This is a genomic window from Arthrobacter sp. Dra40 (assembly GCF_059091905.1).
The window spans coordinates 1-20,937 of record NZ_JBNHHB010000082.1 but is presented as its reverse complement, the minus strand read 5'-3'; the positions used below and the strand labels follow the sequence as shown (position 1 = coordinate 20,937).

18 protein-coding genes are annotated in these 20,937 nt (G+C 61.7%); 14 read left to right on the top strand and 4 right to left on the bottom strand.

Going from position 1 to position 20,937, the window contains the following annotated elements:
* The 6 genes from AC5RWT_RS22980 to AC5RWT_RS22955 all read left to right on the top strand — a co-directional run.
* Positions 1 to 510, top strand: a 510-nt coding sequence (locus AC5RWT_RS22980; RefSeq protein ID WP_494082179.1) for an MFS transporter, incomplete at its 5' end; no start/stop codon positions are given.
* 631 nt (positions 511 to 1,141) lie between these two features.
* On the top strand, positions 1,142 to 2,812 hold the full coding sequence (locus AC5RWT_RS22975) for a CocE/NonD family hydrolase (RefSeq protein ID WP_494082178.1): 1,671 nt from the start codon (positions 1,142 to 1,144) through the stop codon (positions 2,810 to 2,812).
* 445 nt (positions 2,813 to 3,257) lie between these two features.
* A complete protein-coding gene (locus AC5RWT_RS22970; protein ID WP_494082177.1) occupies positions 3,258 to 4,133 on the top strand; it encodes a flavin reductase family protein in 876 nt (291 codons plus the stop codon).
* Between the two features lie 176 nt (positions 4,134 to 4,309).
* The gene (locus AC5RWT_RS22965) at positions 4,310 to 4,795 is read left to right on the top strand and encodes a VOC family protein (RefSeq protein WP_494082176.1); all 486 of its coding nucleotides are present in this window, start codon (positions 4,310 to 4,312) and stop codon (positions 4,793 to 4,795) included.
* A 274-nt stretch (positions 4,796 to 5,069) separates the two neighbouring features.
* Entirely contained in the window at positions 5,070 to 5,351 is a 282-nt protein-coding gene (locus AC5RWT_RS22960; protein ID WP_494082175.1) for a hypothetical protein, read from the top strand.
* A gap of 153 nt (positions 5,352 to 5,504) precedes the next feature.
* Positions 5,505 to 6,098 (top strand): biotin transporter BioY, encoded by a 594-nt coding sequence (locus AC5RWT_RS22955; protein ID WP_494082174.1) that lies wholly within the window; start codon positions 5,505 to 5,507, stop codon positions 6,096 to 6,098.
* A gap of 183 nt (positions 6,099 to 6,281) precedes the next feature.
* Here the strand turns inward: AC5RWT_RS22955 and AC5RWT_RS22950 are convergent, their stop codons facing one another.
* Positions 6,282 to 7,265, bottom strand: coding sequence for an AraC family transcriptional regulator (locus tag AC5RWT_RS22950; RefSeq protein WP_494082173.1), 984 nt, complete (start codon positions 7,263 to 7,265; stop codon positions 6,282 to 6,284).
* Positions 7,266 to 7,576: 311 nt separating this feature from the next.
* Between AC5RWT_RS22950 and AC5RWT_RS22945 the strand changes: the two genes are divergently transcribed.
* On the top strand, positions 7,577 to 8,380 hold the full coding sequence (locus tag AC5RWT_RS22945) for an IclR family transcriptional regulator (protein WP_494082172.1): 804 nt from the start codon (positions 7,577 to 7,579) through the stop codon (positions 8,378 to 8,380).
* A gap of 98 nt (positions 8,381 to 8,478) precedes the next feature.
* Here AC5RWT_RS22945 and AC5RWT_RS22940 read toward each other — a convergent pair whose 3' ends face one another.
* Positions 8,479 to 9,240 carry an SDR family NAD(P)-dependent oxidoreductase gene (locus tag AC5RWT_RS22940; protein WP_494082171.1) on the bottom strand — a complete coding sequence of 254 codons (762 nt, stop codon included), beginning with the start codon at positions 9,238 to 9,240 and terminating at the stop codon, positions 8,479 to 8,481.
* A 319-nt stretch (positions 9,241 to 9,559) separates the two neighbouring features.
* Here AC5RWT_RS22940 and AC5RWT_RS22935 point away from each other — a divergent pair, with 319 nt between their 5' ends.
* The 3 genes from AC5RWT_RS22935 to AC5RWT_RS22925 are packed head-to-tail and all read left to right on the top strand — an operon-like array spanning position 9,560 to position 13,425.
* Complete coding sequence (locus AC5RWT_RS22935) at positions 9,560 to 10,156, top strand: VOC family protein (protein WP_494082170.1); 597 nt, start codon at positions 9,560 to 9,562, stop codon at positions 10,154 to 10,156.
* A 3-nt stretch (positions 10,157 to 10,159) separates the two neighbouring features.
* Positions 10,160 to 12,283 carry an acetate--CoA ligase family protein gene (locus AC5RWT_RS22930; RefSeq protein ID WP_494082169.1) on the top strand — a complete coding sequence of 708 codons (2,124 nt, stop codon included), beginning with the start codon at positions 10,160 to 10,162 and terminating at the stop codon, positions 12,281 to 12,283.
* A complete protein-coding gene (locus AC5RWT_RS22925; protein ID WP_493957757.1) occupies positions 12,280 to 13,425 on the top strand; it encodes an FAS1-like dehydratase domain-containing protein in 1,146 nt (381 codons plus the stop codon). Before AC5RWT_RS22930 ends, AC5RWT_RS22925 begins: the two co-directional genes overlap by 4 nt.
* Before the next feature lie 151 nt (positions 13,426 to 13,576).
* On the opposite strand, the gene AC5RWT_RS22920 is transcribed toward AC5RWT_RS22925, so the two are convergent.
* Both AC5RWT_RS22920 and AC5RWT_RS22915 read right to left on the bottom strand, forming a co-directional pair.
* On the bottom strand, positions 13,577 to 14,116 hold the full coding sequence (locus AC5RWT_RS22920) for a VOC family protein (RefSeq protein ID WP_493957756.1): 540 nt from the start codon (positions 14,114 to 14,116) through the stop codon (positions 13,577 to 13,579).
* Positions 14,117 to 14,141: 25 nt separating this feature from the next.
* On the bottom strand, positions 14,142 to 14,795 hold the full coding sequence (locus AC5RWT_RS22915) for a GntR family transcriptional regulator (RefSeq protein ID WP_493972153.1): 654 nt from the start codon (positions 14,793 to 14,795) through the stop codon (positions 14,142 to 14,144).
* A 172-nt stretch (positions 14,796 to 14,967) separates the two neighbouring features.
* On the opposite strand from AC5RWT_RS22915, the gene AC5RWT_RS22910 reads away from it, so the two are divergent.
* The 4 genes from AC5RWT_RS22910 to AC5RWT_RS22895 all read left to right on the top strand — a co-directional run.
* Entirely contained in the window at positions 14,968 to 17,184 is a 2,217-nt protein-coding gene (locus tag AC5RWT_RS22910; protein ID WP_494082168.1) for an alpha-ketoacid dehydrogenase subunit alpha/beta, read from the top strand.
* Positions 17,185 to 17,216: 32 nt separating this feature from the next.
* The gene (locus AC5RWT_RS22905; protein WP_494082167.1) at positions 17,217 to 18,545 is read left to right on the top strand and encodes a dihydrolipoamide acetyltransferase family protein; all 1,329 of its coding nucleotides are present in this window, start codon (positions 17,217 to 17,219) and stop codon (positions 18,543 to 18,545) included.
* 230 nt (positions 18,546 to 18,775) lie between these two features.
* Positions 18,776 to 19,825 (top strand): AraC family transcriptional regulator, encoded by a 1,050-nt coding sequence (locus AC5RWT_RS22900; protein WP_493972150.1) that lies wholly within the window; start codon positions 18,776 to 18,778, stop codon positions 19,823 to 19,825.
* A gap of 838 nt (positions 19,826 to 20,663) precedes the next feature.
* Positions 20,664 to 20,937: NAD(P)-binding protein (locus tag AC5RWT_RS22895; RefSeq protein ID WP_494082166.1), on the top strand; the 274-nt coding region annotated here is incomplete at its 3' end.

Genomic DNA, 20,937 nt, shown 5'->3' with positions numbered 1-20,937 from the left:
GCCGCCCTGACCGAGGGCGCCGCCAACGACTGGATCGCCCAGGCCACCGTCGTCGGGCTCGGCGCCACCGAGGCGACGGGCGCGGTCATGTTCGGGGTGTTCGTGGCCGCCATGACGCTGCTGCGCCTGGCCGGCGGACGGTTCATCGACCGCTGGGGACGCGTGGCCGTGCTGCGGGTCAGCCTGGGCACGGCCCTGGCCGGCCTGCTGCTCTTCGTGCTGGCGCCGAACCTGCCGCTGGCCTTTGCCGGGGCCGTGTTCTGGGGCGCCGGCGCGGCCCTGGGCTTCCCGATGGGCATGTCCGCGGCGGCGGACGATCCCGCCCGGGCCGCGGGCCGGGTGTCGGTGGTCTCCACCCTGGGCTATGTGGCGTTCCTGGCCGGACCGCCTTTCCTCGGGTTCCTGGGCGATCAGGTGGGCCTCCGCAACGCCCTGCTGGCCGTCGCCGCGGTGATGGTTGCCTCACTGCTGACCGCCCCGGCCGCCCGCGAACAGCGCCGTGCGAGGTAGTAGCGGCATAACTGTTATACGAGGGGCACTGGAGGCTGCCCCCGTGCAACGAGCGCCGGCGAAGGGACTTCTTTGCGGCGGCTGCACGCATCTTTCTCGCGGATCCGCGCACTCCGGATGATCAACTCCTTTCCTCCGAAGCTGGCCCGACTTCCGCAGATCAGGCAAACGCGGCCCTGGCATCGCAACTCGTGTGAAGGTCGCCGGCCGCGTTTTTTGAGTTCCCTCACACCCTCTTTACGTGGACTGGAACCAAGCTGATCTTGCCTCTTCTATGAGCGTCGCAACTGCTAGGCCTACTTGTTTTGGCGAACTGCATACGGTTAAGCGTGTGTTAAACAATCTGTTCCGGACAATATCCACAAACGCGACAGCGATCAGCGGGGGCGGCATCGGATACAGCCCGCACGCCCAGGCTATTCTGCAGCGCCCAAAGGCCAGCTCCCGCCGGTGTGCCGTTCCGATACCGGGGATAGGCAAATTGATTCCGGAATCGCTTGATACTACCTTCACAATATGCAAATGTGATTCACATTACGAAGCCGAGGAGAGATAGTGAGTCAACCCAGTGGAGGGCTGCTCGTATCTGGTTCTAAATGACGGCTGACCAGCATCTCAAGGAAGAGAGCCAATGTACGAGATTGAGATCGAGTGCGATGTAGCTGTACCGATGAGTGACGGAACCGTTCTCAGAGCCGACATCTACCGGCCCGCAGGCGATGGTCCCTTCCCCGTACTGATCACCCGCACCCCCTACGGCAAAGGAATACTGAGCGACACCCTGCTCGACTTCAAGCAGATGGTTCGCGCGGGCTACGTGCTGATCCAGCAGGATGTCCGTGGCGCCGCCTCGTCAGAAGGCGAGTGGATGCCGTTCAAGCACGAGATGTCAGACGGCCGTGACACGATTGCTTGGGCCGCGTCGCTGCCTTACAGCAGCGGCAAGGTAGGCATGTTTGGCGGCAGTTACCAAGGCAACACGCAATGGAGCGCTGCAATCTCGGGCGCGCCCGAACTCGTTGCGATTGCACCCGCGATCACGTGGAGCGATCCTGAAGATGGCCTCCTGCTTCGTGATGGAGCGATCGAACTGGGCCTCAACGGCTGGTGGGGTGTCGGACAGGCACTCGGGCAGTACTTCAGGATCGGTCTGCCCCGGGAGGAGGCTGGAGCCAAGATGATGGCAGCGCTCGATTCCTTCGACAAGCTGGTGCCTGAAGGCTTTTGGGGTCTACCATCGGCGGCGTTGCCCGTGATGGTCGCAACGGGACAGCCCGACCTCGGAGTGGCTCGCGCCTTCGCCGATCGGTCGTCGACGGATGAGGCCCGGGTGTCGAATCGGTACGACAATCTCGACCTGCCGTCGCTCAATTTCGTCGGTTGGAACGACGTCTTTCTTCAGGGCGGACTGGACAACTACATGGGCATGCGGTCCCGCGGGCATACGGCGAGGCTGATTGTTGGGCCGTGGGCGCACACCACAATGTTGTTCGCGTGGACCGGCGGTCAGGTTGGCGAGATCAATTACGGGTCTTTAGCTCAGGCACCCGGCGGACGTTCGTACACCGACATTCAGCAGGAGTGGTACGACCACTGGTTAAAGGACGAGCCAGCCACCCCGGCTCACGAGTCAGGGGTACTGCTATTCGTGATGGGCGTAAACCAGTGGCGGATCGAGCCTGAGTGGCCATTGGAGCGGGCGCATGACACGGCTCTCTACCTCGGCACCGACTCCTCACTTTCTTGGGCGGCACCCGATGCCGATCATGCGGAGTCGTCCTATACTTACGATCCCGCCGATCCGGTGATCACCCGAGGGGGCAACATCACTTTTTCTAGTGAATTCCCCGCTGGCCCGTTTGACCAGCGGGACGTTGAAGCGCGCGACGATGTGCTTGTGTTCACGACCGAACCCCTGGAGAACGATCTGGAGATCACCGGCCGTGTGCGCGCGACGATTTTTGCATCGACCGACGGCCCGTCGACCGACTGGGTCGCTCGCCTCTGCGAGGTCGACACGGCAGGTGTGTCACGCAACATCGTTGACGGCGTCACTCGGATTCGCACCGAGCCCGGATCGGTCGACGAGGTCGAAATCGATCTGTGGTCGACGTCAATCGTGATCCGCGCGGGCCACCGTCTCCGTGTGCACATCACGTCGAGCTGCTTTCCGCGGTGGGACCGCAACCTCAATACCGGCGAACCCGAAACTGAGGGCACGACCATTCGGGTGGCTTCGCAGCGTGTCTTCCATGACCGCACCCGCTCGTCGCGCATCGTCCTGCCAATCGTGGCCGACTGACTTCGATGCCGAGACGTAATGCACAATGTCTGCGCTCCTCCTCTGCGACCTGCTCAATCACTACATTCCGATGCTGCGACTGAGTGTTTTTCAGCGTGGTCAACCCGTTCTGCGGGGGCCGCGGAGACAGTGCTGTGCGCAGCGACGGGCTGCGCCTGCGTGAAGTTCGTCAGGAACGTGGTCAGAAGGTGTCCCTCGACGGATGAGCGGGGAGGGGCCGCGCTCGGATGCATGATCCGGCCTGCAGAACCGATCCAGGTGGATCATCTTCGAGCGGGACCCATGCCGGTGGCGTTGGCTCCAAACGTCGTTGTGTTTGTCCCCGTCCCGGTCCTGCTCCCTGCCCGCCACACCTAGTGTCGGGCAGGGTGGCGTCCCGGCCATTGAAAATGGGGATGTGGTCCTCGGCATTGTCCCGCCGGTGCCATCGTCGGGTGCGTGATCGATGCAGGCGGCGAGCGACGCGAATTCGTTTTCGCCCTTTGTAGGTTCTTCGCACGCCGCTAATCTTCGTCGGTGGCAGCGCGGCGGGCGGCCGCTCACTCTCCGAACGCGGGCCGTTTTTAAGGCGGCAAAAGCGTTGAACAAACGGAAAAGCACCGTGCTTGACGCGCTTTCCTGCGTGTATGACGTTCATTGCTATGTCGGCACACTACCGCCCGCTCCTAGTCTTAATCCTGAACGAGGGTCGGCGCAGAGTTGCCGACGAAGCGCTGACATCGCAGGAGATTCGGTGAACTTTCCAAACATTCGGACTAATGACCCAACTGTCCGCACTACTTCAAAGGGGACTGAACTGGTGGACATGGATAAACCGGCTATCACGGCCGACGAATTTAAGTCCGCATTCCGTAATCATCCTGGTGGAGTCGCTGTCATCACAGCGGACGCCGGCGATGGGCCGGTCGGACTTACCGCAACCTCTGTAATTTCAGCCAGTGTGCAACCCAATATTTTGGCGTTCTCAGTATCTGCGTCCTCGTCCAGTACCCCGACCATTCGCAAGGCAGACACCGTAGTTGTGCACTTGCTCAGCGTCGAACAACTGGACATCGCCAAACTCTGCGCGACGAGCGGAATCGATCGGTTTGCAGACACCTCCCAGTGGTCCCGTCTCGAGACTGGAGAACCCTACTTTCCATCCGTCCAGGCTTGGATCCGAGGCAGGATCGTAGATTCCATGGCTGCGGGCGGATCGGCCATCGTGGCCGTTGAGGCGCTTCAAGCGTCGCCGGGCCTGGCCGGCGACGCGCTGCAGGGAAGGCCACTGGTGTACCACAACCGGAACTGGCACGCCCTCGGCGAGGCATTGCAGAACTGAAACACCCTGATAGCAACGAAGCAACAGTTTCCGAAGAGAATGCGGCTGCTCTCGAGTGACCGCGTGGGTGCTGCCTTAGTGAGTGTTGTTCTCGGTAACGTCAGTAACTTGGCCGTCCAAGCAGATATGTAACCCAGCAGCCATGTGGCTGGAAGCCCTGTAGCGGAAGATGTCAGATGAAAAACTTCATTAATCACGTCGATCATGTGGCGTACATATCAAAGTGGGAAACGGTTGAAGCAAATGTCGCCCAACTCGAGGCTCTCACCGACGCCACCATGGAGCGCTCGGAACGTTCTGATTTAGGGTGCGTGATCTACGTCGACTGGTCCGCCGGCCTGGAGATAGTCGCACCTATGCCGGAAAAGAACGAGCTAAACCTAGCTCTCCATGAACGGTTGCAAAACCACGGCGAGGGCCTGTTTGCGATGGTCTACGGCGTCGAGGATCTTGAAGCGCATAAAGCCAAGATGGAAGCCAAAGGTTTCGAGATTAGCCCGCTCGTAGAAGCCCATCCGAAAGACCCCTGGTTTGAACGTTTGGTGTTGCGGGAGCGGTACGCGCCGCAGTTCATGAACGCCTGGATGGTTTATAGCCAGATTGACTATCCCGATGGCGAGATTCGGTTCGTCGACGTGACGCGCCGGGCACCAGACGCATAACGAGCGCCGGTAATACAACTAATCTGCACTAGCGGTTCGAAGGGTCAACACCGGCGCTGCCCCGAATGGAAGTCAGCTGACTCGATCCGGGGCGCTTGCGGGAACCACCCCCGTTTGCGGTGCCCCGGCCTAGCCCGGGCTCTGGCTTTCGAACGCGGCTGGGCCAGACCTCCCTAACTCCAGCCACACACAGACTGGCTATGGCCTAATAGTCCAGATCGCCCGTTCAATACCTATCGCCGAGGTGAGATTTTCGACGTGAAAGAGAGGAACCGTGAAGAGAGCAACCTGGACCGTTCAGGACGGTTCACAACAATTCTGTGTCCAAAATTGGGCGGCATTGCGTCCGGGCGACAGCATCATTCTCAGTCCTAAATCGGGCATCATGGAAGCGGCAACCGTAGACGAGGTTTCGCTTCGAGGCGACATCATCTGGCTGAGACAATACGGTTCCTCAACGCGTCGGCTGATCCACGCATTAGATTACGTCGAGATCTGTTGTAATTCTGATCATTTCCCGGCTTCCCGGGTTGCAGGCCTAATGGGCATCAAATGAGCATCGTGGAAAGGTGATTCATGGAAGGTATCAGATGCATCCAAAGGGCAGCCGAGTCTGACACCCCTACTCAGACATTACGGTTGAGGCTAACGGAAGCCGAAGCCGGATCAGCAGTTTTCGCAGGTAAATTTCCCTCGGAAAGGAGCAAATATGAGTTCAGCCGCCATTGTGCGACAGGGTGTCCTGGCCGACGCCCTGGTCCCCAGCACCGCCTTGGCCAACACCGCGCTGGTTGTCGGCGGTGCAGGTTTGACCGCTGTGATGGCGCAGCTGGCCGTGCCGCTGTGGCCGGTCCCGATCACCGGCCAGACCCTGGCGGTGCTGTTGGTTGGCAGCACGCTGGGCCCAATCCGCGGGATGCTGTCGATGGCCCTGTACTGGGTGGCCGGCGTGGCCGGCATGCCGGTGTTCAGCGACGCATCCTCCGGCCTGGCCGCCGCCGTTGGCCCGACCGGCGGCTACCTGGTGGGCTTCATCGCCGCCGCGGGGCTGACCGGATGGCTGGCCAAGCGCAACTGGGACAAGAAGTTCCTGGGCGCCACCGTTTCATTCTTGGCGGGCACCGTCATCACCTTCGTCTTCGGCATGGCCTGGCTGGCCATTTCCCTGGGCGCCGACCTGCAGCAGACCCTCGAGTGGGGCCTGTACCCGTTCATCATCGGCGGTATCGTGAAGTCGCTGATCGCTGCCGCCGCCATGCCGGCCGCGTGGAAGCTGGCGGCCCGCCTGCCTAAGAACTCTTAACCGGGGCCGTTTGCCCGCTTCTTGGAGGACGCGGAGTGTTTGCTAAGTTCGGACAGGATTATCCGCAGTGACTGCTACTCGACGAGCGATTGCCTGGTTATGCACCTGTTCGCAGCGTGCCGGCGGATACCTGGAAGCATTCTTGCTCGGAGCAGAGGATTTGTGTCACCTACGCGAGCAGAGCTATTCCTCATAACGGCTGTCGTTCCTATAGCAGGAAGCTTCCCTGAACGCCGTTGGCGGCACTCCCTTCCACCGTTTGAAGGCGATCGTGAAACTGGCTGAGTCTGTATAGCCCAGGGCGCGGGAGATTCGCGAGATGGAATGATCCGTGTTCGAGAGCAGGTCGGAAGCGAGGTCGCGCAACGTCTCGTCCCGTAGCTGGGCGAAGTCGTGGCCCGTTCGTTCGAGCTTCCGCTGCAGAGTGCGTGGAGAGACTCGCAGCGTCGCGGCAACATTGGCCAGCTTGCGGTTGAGCTCAGGCGCGGTGCGGATGGCCATCGCGACAGTGTGGGGCCAATCGCCGGTAGACCTAAGGGAGTCGAGGATCTGGTTATCCTCTTTGACCCATGCCGTGTGCTGGAAGGCATTACCAAAGGGAAGCTGGCGCGTTGATATTGCGGGGTCCCACCACATGCGCAGTGCATCGGATCCGCAATCGATGCTGCAGGAGACGTGGGACGAAACTTCGGGGGAGACGTCTGCTAGCGGGGATTCGACCCGGGTAAATGGAAAGGGTTCGCCGTAGATCCACCGGAGGATTCGGGCAGTGACACAGAGCTCGCGGTAAACGCTGAAGGGGATAAGCTCTTCCGGGACATCGGGATAGCTGAACTCGATCCCGGCTACTGTGCCATCCGGTGCCCGTAAAGGCGCACTCTCGATGAGCCCAGGAGCGTAGTCCATGGCAGTGGCAGTCTCTACCCATGACGCAATAGTCGGAGCGGTTACGAGGGCCAATCCGCGAACGCCGAAGGAGCCCAGCGTATAAGCTTGGGCAGCTCGCATCCATAGGTCGACACGATCTCTTGTGAGTGCGACGAACTGAAGCTGAAAGGCCAATTCCTTCTTTGCAGGAATAGTGCCCCCCGCCCGGTTCACGGCGTCGGGGGCGATATCCGCTTTTGCGAGTGCAGTTCGCCAATCGAGCCCTGCATCCTCCAACACTCCGCACAATGCATGAACACTGAAGTTTGGGACTCGCAAGTTCTCATACGAACTTAATTTCACCTTTGCACCCTTTCGCCGCACGGAACGGGCCAGACAAAACTCGCCCGGGCGCGGGGACGAACGGTCATATCCTCATCCTGGGCTGCAGCGGAACCGCCGCAGCGGCAGGGTCACGATGTGAAGTATGTCATACGCGGCAGCATCTGCCGCCAGCCAGCAATGCGGCTGCGTAATAACGTCGATACGCGGCTCCGGGGCTTACCGAGTCTCGGTGGCACTTGATTTCACCATGTGAGTATGATTTCCACATGGCAAGCACACGTGAAAAGCAAACCGCAAGCGAGGATGAGGCACCGAAGGACTTGGTTCAGTCGGTGGTGCGCGCACTGACGATCATCGATGTCATTGCAGCGTCGAAGGAGCCGATGCGTGCGCAATCGATCGCGCGCAAGATCGGTCTTCACCTCGCTACTACTTCGCACTTGCTCACGACCCTGGTTCATGTCGGTTACCTGGAACGCAACGAGCGCGAGTACAAGCTTGCGGCGGGCAAAATCCTCGACCTGGGTTCGCGCGTGGAAGAAGACTGGCGCCCCTCGCCTCAGGCGCTAGGTCTTCTCAGAATGGTCGTCGACGCTACCGGAGAGAGTGCGTACCTATCCGCCTGGCAAAACGGCAGCGTTACTATTGTGGCCGTTGAGGAAGGAAGTCACGCTGTGAGGGTGGCGGACCTTCGAGTCGGTGTTTCCGGCGATATCCATGCGCGCGCATCCGGGAAGGCCCTCCTTGCCTTCGGTCCAGAAGCGCAACTTGAGCAGATCCGATCGCTTGATGGCAAACTTCCCCTGCGAACTGAGCATACAATCGCCGCACTTCCTGAACTTCTCGCCGATCTCGAACTGACGAGATCACGTGGCTATGCACTCGACAACCAAGAATATGCACTGGGCGTTTGCGGCATGGCAGTTCCGCTCTTCGAAGGAGCACAGTGGCCCCGCACCGCGCTGTCGATCACGGTCCCTCTCCATCGCTTCGCCAAGTCCGAGCACTTCGAGAAGTGCATAGAAGTCCTGCTGGAAGCCCGTCGCATAGACACTGAGGGAGATCACTGAACTGATTGGGTGGCTGTCGGTTTAGGGCAGCCACCCAACGCCAGTCGGCAACCGCGCCACTCCGCGGCTCTCCTGTGGCGTCTCGCCTCCGTGTGCGGTCAGTGGGAAATGAATCCGCCGTCGATGACAAGCTCGGCACCGGTGATGAACTTTGCCTCGTCTGAGGCAAGGTAAAGCATGCCGTACGCGATGTCCGAGGCCTCCCCGGCGTGCGGCGGCAGAGGAACGGTCTCAGGGTTGGCCAGCGTTTCCCTTGTCAGACCGTAGCCACGGGTCATGCCGGTGTCGATCGGGCCGGGGTGCACCGAGTTCACCCGGATGTTGTCCTTTGCGAACCACTGGGCAGTGTGCTTCGTCAGGGAGCGAACCGCGCCCTTTGAAGCCGAGTACGCCGCACTGCCACCGTCCGAAGCGCCCCCGACCATCCCGGCGATCGAGGAGACGTTGACGATGGAGCCGCGGCCGGCGGCCTGCATGGCGGGGATGACGCTCTTCATCCCGAGCCAGGGTCCGGTGACATTAATCGCCATGACCTTATTCCAGTCCTCGAGCTCGGCTTCGAGAACCCCCTTCGGCATGGCTATGCCGGCGTTGTTGACCAGGATGTCGATCGTGCCCCACTCGGCCAAAACGTCGTCAACCACACGCTTCCAATCCTCAACGGAGGAGACATCGTGTGTCCGGGCGAGGGCCTCCCCGCCATTAGCAGTGACTTCATCGACTGCGCGTCCGAGTGCCTGCTCGGAGATGTCCGTGGCCAACACCCGCGCCCCTTCGGCCGCGAAGAGCTGGAGGGCGGAAAGCCCCATTCCGCTGGCGGCACCGGTGATAATGGCGACCTTACCGACTAATCGTGACATCTTCGTCTTTCTTCCGTTCAAACTCTTCCGCCTCGGCTTACCGCAGACGCTCGTGCAGGCTTAACGCTAAGGCGGGCAGCACCGGGTCGCCATGACAAAAGCCGCCAACCATGTCGGAAATCGTGACACTAGGGAAGTTCTCGACAAGCGAGCGCGGTGCCCGTCACTAGACTGTGCGCTCAAGGCATGTCCCTTGGGTGGGCGAAAAAAGACTCAGAGAATGGCTCCTGCGCGATCCTACGACGGTAGTTTCATAATATGAGGGTAACCATCGCAAAGTAGTTGACACGGGCCAAAGTCGTGCCGTAAGAATGACAATATGAATGTTTCCCCCGCATTAAGAAAGTTGCTGGCCGGACGGGATGATGCCTCCGGCTCCGGCGACTTTTCCACGGCTTTGCCGTCGGCCGGTACTCCATTGGGCTCCACCCCGCTGGGGAGTGTCGGGCAGGTGGGGATTTTAGTGACCGACCTCGACGCGGCGATGGACCTTTTTGGCCACGCCTTCGGCATTGAGGAGTGGCATTGTTACCACTACGACCAGGAGTTCTTGCCTTGGTCCCGCCTAGGGGAGGAGGAAGGCGCATTCGCTATGAAGCTCGCCATGGGCGGCTCCAACCCTCAGGTCGAGCTCATCCAGCCGCTGGCCGGCCCGAGCATCTACGAGGACTTCACCGAGCGGGACAGGATGGGCCTCCACCACCTCGGCGTATTCGTCGACAACCTGGATGCCGCGATCGCGCTGATGACGGAGTCGGGCTACCGAGTCACTCAGACGGGGCGCGGCTATGGCCTGGCCGGGGATGGCGGATTCGCTTATTTTGACACAGACCGCGATTTCGGCGTGGTGATCGAGGCAATCGAGGTCCCCGCCCGCCGCAGGCCGGCGACCGTGCGACGGACCGGAGGAAAGTGAATGTTGGACAATATCGCCATTCGACGCGCCCTGCGCATCGCTAATCCATTACATGCGGAAAGCGTGGCAGTCGTTGGTCCCTCTCGCGACCCATGGAAGACCTCGGGCCGGACGCTTGATTACCTCGCGCGCCTGGGATTTGGTGGGCGCTATTACGCGGTCAGTAGTGTGCATGAGGAAGTGCTTGGTGTCCCGACGGTTGCTTCGCTCGCCGATCTCCCCGAAGTGCCCGACATTGCCGTCCTCGTGGGTCCAGCCGACAGGGTAATAGACGACCTTCGCGATTGCGTGGCGCTCGGTGTTCCCTTCGCGGTCGCGTTTGCCAGCGGGTTCGGTGAGACCGGTCGGCACGACCGGGACGAGATGCTCCGTGCTGAATTGGCGAAGGGGACCACGCGGCTTATCGGGCCCAACTGCATAGGCTTTATGCATGTCGGTCGATCGTTGACCGCTACTTTCTCTTCGGTCCTGCAGCGTACCCAAATCCCGGCTGGCCACGTGGCGCTGTTCACCCAGAGCGGCGGACTCGGAAACGCGCTCATGCAGTCTCTCGTCGCGCGCGGCGCCACCGGGCTGAGTGCATGGGCCAGCTCCGGAAACGAGATTTCACTGGGCTTCACCGACTGGGCCGAGTGGTTGACCGCTGAACCGGAAACGCACGTGCTCGCGTGCATCGTCGAGAGCTTCGGTCCGAAGGACGACCTCGAGGCTGCTGCCGCCGCCGCCGGGAGCCGCGGTGTCCCGGTCATCGTCCTCAAACTAGGACGTTCGGCCCGCGGCGCGCTCAGCGCGCAGTCCCATACCGGCAAGCTGGCAGGCAGCGGCCGGGTGGCGCAAAGCGTGCTCCGCCACCGTTTCGGAATGGTATGCACGTCACCCGAGGAACTCCTCGATCTGGCGGAAGCCTTCGACGTCTTCCACGGAAGGCTCTCTGGCTTCGACCACGAGCTGACCGTCGTCACCACCTCTGGCGCGCAGGTCGGGCTCTGGAACGACTTGGCTGAGGACCGTGGTTTGGGCTTCCGCCAGCTTGAACCGGAGGCGCTGCGCTCGATCAGTGAAGCGGTGGGCAGCGATCATCTCAGCAACCCCGTCGACGTCGGAGTCCAGTCGACTACCGCCGACTACCTTCGCATTGTCGACCGCGTCGTTGGTACGACGCCGGACGGCTGGGTCATCGTGACCGCGACCCGGCTTGCCCACGACTTCGACGAGTTGGTCGCCGGCATCGCCGCCATGGTGATCCCGGCCGGCGTGCGCGTCATCGTTGTCCCGCTGTCAGAGGACGACCGCGTCACCCCGGCCCAGGCCGGGGTCCTGCGTGGGGCCGGAGTGCTCTCACTTCCCACCGCAGGGCGTGCGCTGGATGCGGTCGCGGCTGCCGCCTCCTGGGCCCAGGTCCAACGCGTGCGCGCCGACCGCGGTGTCCTTGTCGGCACGGCATTGAAGGCCACCGCATCGGACGAGACCCGCCACCTCAGCTGGCGGGAGGCCGCCGGATCCCTTGCTGAGGCAGGCGTTTCCGTGCCGGCGAGTCGCGCCGTCCGCAAGGTTGAGGACGCCGTACGCGCGGCGGAGGAGATTGGTTTCCCGGTCGCGATCAAGATCGATGATGCAGAGATCCTTCACAAGGCAGACGTCGGCGGAGTGTTCATTGGCGTCGAGAGCCCCGATGCGGCGCGGGCCGCTGCGAACCAGCTCACGGGCCTTCAAACGGAAACCGCCACGATCTCGGTCCAGGCAATGGCGTCCGGAAAGACCGAGGTCCTGGTGGGACTGCGGCGCGATCCCGAGTTCGGCCCGGTCCTCGTCGTCGGCACCGGAGGTGGGATGACGGAAGCGATCGACGACATCCGGATCCTTCCTCTCCCCGTATCCCGTCCGGAGGTCCGTGATGCAATTTCCGCGGCCCGGATCGTCAACGCCAGCCTGCGGAAGGATCCCGGGGCGAAGACCCTCGAAGCGCTCACCAGCACGGTGATGGACATCCTCACCTGGGCCGAGCAGCGCGGAGACATTCACGAGTTCGAGTTCAATCCGATCCTGGCTGATCCGGAAACAGCCACCGTTACCGTCGTCGACGCAGTCGTGTCGGTCAACAACACTCCAGGAGGAGCAACAAAATGAGTACCACCACCACAGCCGTACCGGCGAGGCAGATCACCGATGAAGACGTCGCCTACATGAAGAGTTTCATTGGCACGTCAGCCGTAGTTGTGCAATGGAACGAGGAGGCAAGCACCGACTCGATCCGTCACTATGCATGGGGAATCGGTGACGAGAATCCGCTGTGGCTCTCCGATTCGTACGCGCAGACAACGCGTTTCGGTACGCGGGTCGCACCCCCCACGTTCCTCTACTCCGTGTGCGACGCCGAAGTGGCGATGGGGATGATCGAGGGAATCCAAGCTCTCCACCTTGGTGCCGACGTCGAATTTCACCGTCCAATCAGGCTCGGCGAACGGGTGAGGGCCCGCGCCTTCGTCGAAGACGTTCGCGAACGTGAGGGCCGGCGCTCAGGCCGATTGGTGGAGCAGGTCGGCCGCACCGACTACTTCGTCGGTGAGGAACTGGTGGGGACCGTCCGAAACACCATTGTCTGCGTGGCCCGAAGCTCGGAGGGCCAGCGGATGCACGAACCGCGCGATCCTCATGTGTACACGGACGAGGAGAAGGAAGAGATCCGCAGGGCGATCCTCGCGGAGGAGATCCGCGGCCAGCGCACCCGCTTCGCGGAGACGGTGTCCGTCGGTGACGTCGTCCCGCAGGTCGTCAAGGGTCCGCTGGACCTCATCACGATGACCGCGTACTACGCCGGAGCTATCGGTACCGCTGGCTACCGCGGCGTCGAGACCCGTGTGCGCCAGCAGGAGCGGGTGCGGAACGGCGACCCGAGCGCGCCGACAAACCTGGGTCCGGAGCACTTCCTTTCTGAGCCGTTCCCGAGCCTGGGGCATCAGGATGCCGCTATGGCGCACGCGATCGGGATGCCGGGTGCGTACGACAACGGGAACCAGCGCGTGTCGTGGATGGCGCACTGTGTCACTAACTGGATGGGCGACGACGCTGACCTGGTCTCGCTGTCGGTCCGCATCAAGCAGCCGAATATCTTCGGCGACACGCAATGGATCGGCGGCGAGGTCACCCGGGTCTTCCGCGACGAGACCCACGGTGCATGCGCCGAGGTCACCGTGAAGGCCGTGAATCAGCTCGGTGACGAGACCACGAGTGCTGTAGCAATCGTGTCGCTGGTCGAGGCCTCGGCCTGACCGAATTCACGCGGCGGAAGCGCTGACGATCTCCTGAATCGTCAGCGCTTCCGCCATGTCAGTGCATCGTTCCGAGGGCGGCGGTGAGCTGTTCATCCGTTGTGCCATCGTTCAGCGGCGGAGCCCCGAGGCCAACTTCCTTAACGGGTGTTCAGGGTTTCCAGAGTTTGACTGAGGAATCTGCCTCATAGGCCTTGCCCTCCGGAAATGAGACGAGCTCGAACTGCATGTCCCACGGCGACAGGAAGTACACCCACCGCTGGCCTGCGCTTGCGCCGGAGCTGCGGGTCGGTTCGCCGAGGACTCGGACGCCACGTGCTTTGAGGTAGGCGACAGCTTCGTCAAGATCGTCGACGTAAAAGGCGATGTGATGCCCACCGATGTCACTGTTGAGGGGCTGAATCCGGCGTTGGCCGGGGGACTCGTAGTGAAAGACCTCAAAGTTGGCCCCGTTGAAACACCGATAGAAGCGGATCTGTTGCATTACCGTCTCAGGATCCACGTTGAGTTTGGTGATCATCAGCTCCGGATTGCGGGGATAGGGACCCAACGTGTACACGTGGTCGCACCCGATGACGTCCACCAGGAAATCGTGGGCCTGCTCCATGTCCGGCACCGTAAATCCGATGTGATCTGTCCCAGTGATGCCGGGGAGACCGCGCCGTCGTCCGTAACCGTTGCTGTCCTGCATGGCATTCTCTCCCTGTCTCGATTGGTCAGTGGCCGAAAATTTCCGGGTGGTCCTCCAAGGCGGTGCGAGTCTTCCGCACGTGCATGGCCAAAAGATCCTCGGCCGAACGGGCGTCCCTCCGCGCGATACAAGCCACCAGCAGCCCGTGCTCCAAGTGCGTTTGCTGCAGCCCTTCGGTCCCAATCATCTGGACATAGGCCCTCCGATAGTGCTGCGTTGTGTTCCACAGGCGTTCCACCATCTCAAGCAGAGTAGGCATTCCCGCGGCCTGAAAGCTTAGAAGGTGAAAGCGTCGGTCCAAGTCCACGAACTCCTCGACGGAACGAGAGTTTTCCATCATCGTCGCGAGTTGGTCGAGTTCGTCAACGGTGCTGTCGTCAATGCGCTCAACAGCTAGTCCCAAGGCTAGTGGTTCGAGTCGTTCTCGGATCAGGTAACTCTCTTGGCATTCCGATAAATTCATGCTGCTGACCCACGCCCCGGTAGAGGCCACGAGTGTCACCAAACCGTGCGACTCCAGCATGCGCAGTGCTTCGCGAATAGGTAGCCTACTCACCCCGAACTCCTCCGCGATCTCTTCCTGCCGGATACGTGTACCAGGGGACAGGGATCCGCGGAGGATTCGTCCTCGGAGCTCGTCGGCGATGCGTTGACTCGCCGCACTCGACTTCTTATGCAAGCTGCTTCCTTTCGGAACGTTTGTTGTGGTTATTCCGCTGCATTGGATCCATTAGGGGCGAAATATTTCTATCTTGCACAGGCAAGAGGCCCGTATTGGATCCAATCTATTGTATCTTGGGGAGTACATCACAGCCCGTGATTCCCCTTGTCAACCCACTTTGGGAGCCCTGATGACGACCTCCACCCCTCTGGCCTTGTCTACTGACTGCACGGAACTGCGCACGTCACGTGACGATTGGGACGCCGCACCGACCGGACTGCTTGAGACCATGCTGGTTCAGCTGAACGTGGTGCGGATCTTCGAGGAGGAAGTCCTGCAATTAGCAGGTGAGGGCCTGGTCCATGGCCCCGCTCATTCCAGTATCGGGCAGGAGGGTTCCGCCGTCGGGTCCGTCCTTGCCCTCTGCGGGGCTGACGGGGTCAACGGGACGCATCGCGGCCATCACCAGTTCCTCGCCAAGGGTTTGTCCTACCTTCGCCCGGAAGGCATGAACATTGTCGACGGCATCAAGGACGACGACATCGTTGAGTTCCTCCGGCGTACTATGTTCGAGATTCTGGGATTGAAGGACGGCTTCAGCGGGGGCCGCGGGGGATCAATGCACCTGCAGTGGCTCGAAGCCGGAGCCCTGGGCACCAACGCCATCGTGGGCGGAGGCGTGCCTCTGGCAGCCGGAAATGCTTGGGCGCAACGCCACGATGCCGAGGTCGCCGCAGCAGCGGGGACCCCAGAGGAGATGGGTGTGACCGTCACCTACTTCGGCGACGGTGCGTCTAATATCGGCTCCACCTTGGAGACATTTAATCTCGCCGCCGCGTGGCACCTGCCTCTGGGCTTTTTCATCGAGAACAACCTTTACGCCGTCTCCACGCACGTCGCTGAAGTCACAGGCGAGCCTCGGCTGGCGGCGCGCGGGCCAGGCTTTGGCATCAAGTCCTGGCGGGTGGATGGCATGGATCCCTTGGCCGTGTATCTTGCACAACAAGCCGCAGCGGAGCACATGCGAGCTGGCCTCGGCCCCACACTCATTGAGGCGGAGACCTATCGATACTTCCACCAGAACGGGCCGTTCCCCGGCAGCGCCTTTGGCTACCGAACGAAGGATGAGGAAAAACAGTGGCGTGAGCGCGACCCGTTGCAGAAGGTTGCCCGGGCGATGCTCGACCGCGGTCTGCTGACTGACGAACGACTGGAGGATCTGCGGGCGAGGATTACCGAGGTGGTTGCCCGCATCATCAAGGGCATTACCGAAAAGGATCCCGCCAGCACCAAGGGGGCCCGGCGTATCCGCACGGACTTGTGGCCTGACCCGGCTACCGTCGACGCAGGCATACGGGCCGAACCCATGGTTGCCGAACAGGTTTCCGCCGACGAAGCAGTGACCCCCACTGTTCAGCGGCGCTTCGTCGATGTGATTGCCGACGTCCTGGACCGCCGCATGGCCACCGATCCGGGTGTCGTAGTGCTGGGGGAAGACGTGCACCGTCTCAAGGGAGGTACCAACGGCGCCACCCGAGGACTCAAGGATGCCTATCCGGACCGAGTGCTGGGCACACCCATCAGTGAGAACGCTTTTGCTGGCCTCGCGGGTGGGTTGTCCATGACGGGTCGCTACAAGCCCGTGGTGGAATTCATGTACTCGGATTTCCTGTGGGTAGCTGCCGACCAGGTCTTCAATCAGATCGGAAAGGCCCGGCACATGTTCGGCGGCCAGTCGGGGATGCCCGTGGTGCTGCGCTCCAAGGTCGCCATGGGTGCGGGCTACGGATCACAGCACTCCATGGACCCGGCCGGCATTTTCGCCACCAGCCCCGGATGGCGCATCGTCGCGGCCTCGACACCTCGGGACTACGTCGGGTTGATGAACACTGCCTTGGATCTGCAGGACCCCGTTTTGGTGCTTGAACACGTGGACCTCTACGGCACAAAGGGCGAGATCCCGGAAGGTGAGCTCGACTACCGCCTGCCCGTGGGGAAGGCGGCTGTGCGGCGTAGCGGCACCGGCGTGACGGTGCTGAGTTATCTGAACATGGTCCACGTGTCGCTGCAGGCGGCCGAGCAGCGGCCCGACTTGGACGCGGAAGTCATCGACCTGCGATGGCTGGACCGGGCCTCGCTTGACTGGGACACCGTGGGTGCGTCGATCGCCAAGACGAACAACGTGCTCATTGTAGAACAAGGGGCCACTGGCACGTCCTACGGCGGATGGCTTTCCGACGAGATCCAGCGTCGCTACTTCGACCACCTCGACCAGCCCATCCAGAGGGTCACCGGACGGGAGGCCGCTCCCAGCATTTCGAAAATGCTGGAAGCCTCTGCCAACGCCGACCTGGACGACGTCCTGGCCGGCTTCGACGAAGTCGCTCGCAACTTGGGCCTTTCCTGACCCTGCCCCCTCAAAGGACGGAAAACTCCACCATGGCAACCATCATCACCATGCCGGCCGTTGTGGCCGATGCCACCGAGGCCGCCTTGTATGGCTGGCTGGTTACAGTCGGGGACACCATCGCCGCCGGCCAACCTATCGCCGAAATTGAAACAGAGAAAGCCACGGTAGAACTGGAGGCTGAAGCCGCGGGCACTGTCGGGCGGCTGCTCATCGACCCGGGCACCTCCGTGGAGGTAGGGGAACCCATCGCGGTGCTCGTGGAAGCGGACGAGGACGAAGCAGCAATCGACCGCGAAATTGCTGCCGCCGACGGTGCCGCCCGCAGTGCTGCAGAGCAGCCCGTTCCCCAGGACACCGAAGCCCCCACCACTCACCGTGACACCCCTAATGTGGCCGTGGACAGGGCCACGGAACCAGCCTCCGACTCCCAAGGTTCGCAACGCCGTGTATTCAGCTCGCCGTTGGCCCGTAAGCTTGCGAAGGACCTCGGCGTCGACGTGGGGCTGCTGGCAGGCTCTGGGCCTGGTGGCCGGATTCTGCGGCGTGACGTCGAGACCGCCGCTACCCAGCAAACCGCAAGTCCAGCCCCCACTCCGGACATCCCGGCCACGGAATCTGTCGCTGCCGCCTCAACTGCGCCTACCCGCCAGCCGGGGAGCGACATTGAGGAAGCTTACCGGGAGATGCCTTTATCGGGCATGCGCCGGGCCATTGCGCGACGACTCACCGAGTCGAAGACTACTGTTCCGCATTTCTACGTCTCTCTCGATGTAGAAGTGGACAAACTGCTCGGGCTGCGCCGAGAGGTCAACGAGGGGCTAGCCAGCACCGGACAAAAGGCCACAGTCAATGACCTCGTCCTCAAGGCTCTCGGCGGTGCGCTGGTCGACGTACCCGCGGCCAACGCTTCCTGGCACGGCGACAGCATCCGCCGCTATAGCGCTGTTGACGTCTCCGTCGCGGTCGCCACCGAAGATGGCTTGATCACTCCGGTAGTCCGGGGCTTGGAACACTTAGCCATCAGTTCCCTGTGCCGGACGATGAACGACTACAAGGGCCGGGCTGCCGCCGGCAAGATCCGGCAACGGGAGCTTGAGGGCGGGTCGTTCAGCCTGACCAACCTGGGCATGTACGGCATGAAGGAATTCTCTGCCATCCTCAACCCACCCCAGGCCGGCATCCTCGCGGTTGGGGCAGCTGAGCCACGCCCAGTGGTCCGGAACGGTGAGCTTGCCGTCGCCACCGTAATGACCTGCACGCTGTCTGCCGATCATCGAGTAATCGACGGGGCGGTCGCAGCGGAACTGCTGGCCGCATTCAAACGCCGCGTCGAGAATCCCATGAGCATCCTGCTCTAAGCAGCAAGGGTCTTCGATGCGTTTGCTGCGCCTAGGCACCATCTAGTCCAAGAACGGCACCCAGCATTTTTTGCAGGCTCTTGTCGCGATGCGGCATGCTGGTGGCGTACTTCACATGCTTCTGGTTGATCCGGTCCGCCTCCCCGTCGCCTCCACGACGGGGAGAGAAGCGCCATGGGACCGCGTCGAGAGCAGGCAGGTCTACACATCGCCGACGAAAGGGGGCATCAGTGAGAATAAGTTCGTATCAGAACCTGCGAGTACCGAACTTCGGTGTACATGCACTATGCGGAGTGTTGGAGGATGCAGAGCTCGATTGGCGAACTGCACTCGCAAAAGCGGATATCGCCCCCGACGCCGTGAACCGGGCGGGAGGCACTATTCCTGCAAAGAAGGAACTGGCCTTTCAGCTTCAGTTCGTCGCACTCACAAGAGATCGCGTCGACCTATGGATACGAGCCGCCCAAGCTTATACGCTGGGCTCCTTCGGCGTTCGCGGAATGGCATTCTTGACCGCGCCGACCATAACGGCGTGGGTGGAGGTTGTCAGCGACGCAACGGATGTAGGCTTTGCCCTCCAAGAGATCGCGCCTCTCCGGACATCCGATGGCACCGTAGCGGGAATCGAGTTCACCTACCCCGGTGTCCCGGAAGAGCTGCTCCCGTTCAGCGTCTACCGCGACCTCTATTGGAATGTCCGAACCCTCCCGTGGATCTACGGCGAACCCTTTCCCTTTACCCGGGTCGAATTCCCGCTGGCAGACGTTTCCCCCGAGATCTTGGCGCACGTCCCCTGCAGCATCGATTGCGGATCCGAAAGGCTGCGCTTGTGGTGGGATCCCGCAATATCAGCGCGCGAGCTTCCCTTTGGTAATGCCTTCCAGCACGCGGCATGGGTTAAAGAGGATAACCAGATCCTCGACTCCCTTCGGTCTACCGGCGATTGGCCGCACACCGTCGGGATGGCCATCAGGGCCGCCCCAGGGCTCAACCGCAAGCTCGCAAACGTTGCCGCGACGCTGCGAGTCTCTCCACGCACCCTGCAGCGGAAGCTCGAACTCACCGGCCACGACTTCGCCCAGCTACGGGACGAGACCTTGCGCAACCTCGCCTCCGACCTGCTCTCCAACACGGATCATTCCATCTCGCGAATCTCCCGCACCCTGGGCTACACAGACCCAGCCAGTTTCACGATCGCCTTCAAACGGTGGAAGGGAATGCCGCCAACGGCGTTCCGAGAGGCTTCCCATTACAGAAACAACTCCAACTCGGAGGCCTGAGGGCACTTAGGGCAACGCACAACTCTGCTCCCCCGCCTACGGCCAGGCGCGGGCCGAGGCCATGTGCCGGTAACTACCCCGCAAACGTATCTGCATTTTTGACAGTGGAGTCGTCCTTCGCCTGAGCGAAGTAGCGCGTCCTGACCGGGAAGCCGGGCCGTTCGAGCGAATCTGCGCTGCGCTGAAGGGACTCAGTGCGCAGACGGCCCCATCTTCCTACTAAACCGCGCTCAATCATCGATGTGGTCCTAGTTGAGCTCCGGCGAACGCTTCATGGCCGGAAGGGCCAGGAGGCAGCCCGGAAAAGCCGCTGCAGACAAGAAGGCGTGGTGCTGACTGAGCCGACCACCATGCGTAGCCGCTGCATTATTGAGCGGCCCATGCGGCAGGAGGGTTTGCGCGGGGTGCAATGCACAGCATTCGTCCTCAACGCCCCCTCTTTTCCATCGTGAGTTTGGCAGGACGCCCCGGGTTCCCGGATGTTCCTGACAGCGTCAGGGCGCACTCTGCCAACAACTTTTCTTCTCGGAGCCGACCAGCAAAGTGATCTGGCGCACTTTCCTGCATCATTGGCGCCCTCACCTGTGTCGACTTGGAGCCGCCCAATTTAGCGTAGTCATCAACGAAACGCGACAAAAAAGCCGGCGGACTGACGGCGAGAAAACTTACGCGGGCACAGGCGCCTATCGCGAATCCGATCACGTTTCGCCTGATGCGATCCGCCACACGTGTTCTTCAGCTCGAAGCCTAACGAATTTGGGAAATCAATGACCAACAGCCAACAAAACAAGATCAAAACTGCAAGCCCCTTGTGCAGTTCCCCGGAGGCACATCAATCATGAACGATGCATCACGTATCTTCGCCGCTCAGCACCACGCCGGTGAGGTGGAGGAGTATTCGGTCGTTGTGGTCGGTGCGGGGATGGGGGGCATTTATGCCCTTCACCGGTTTGCTGAGCTGGGCCATGATGTGCACGGCTTTGAAGGGGCTGCCGGTGTTGGCGGGGTGTGGTATCACAACGGGTATCCGGGCGCGCGGGTGGATGTGGAGAGCCACAGCTATTCGTTCATGTTCGATCAGGACCTTTACGCGGGGTGGGACTGGAGCGAGC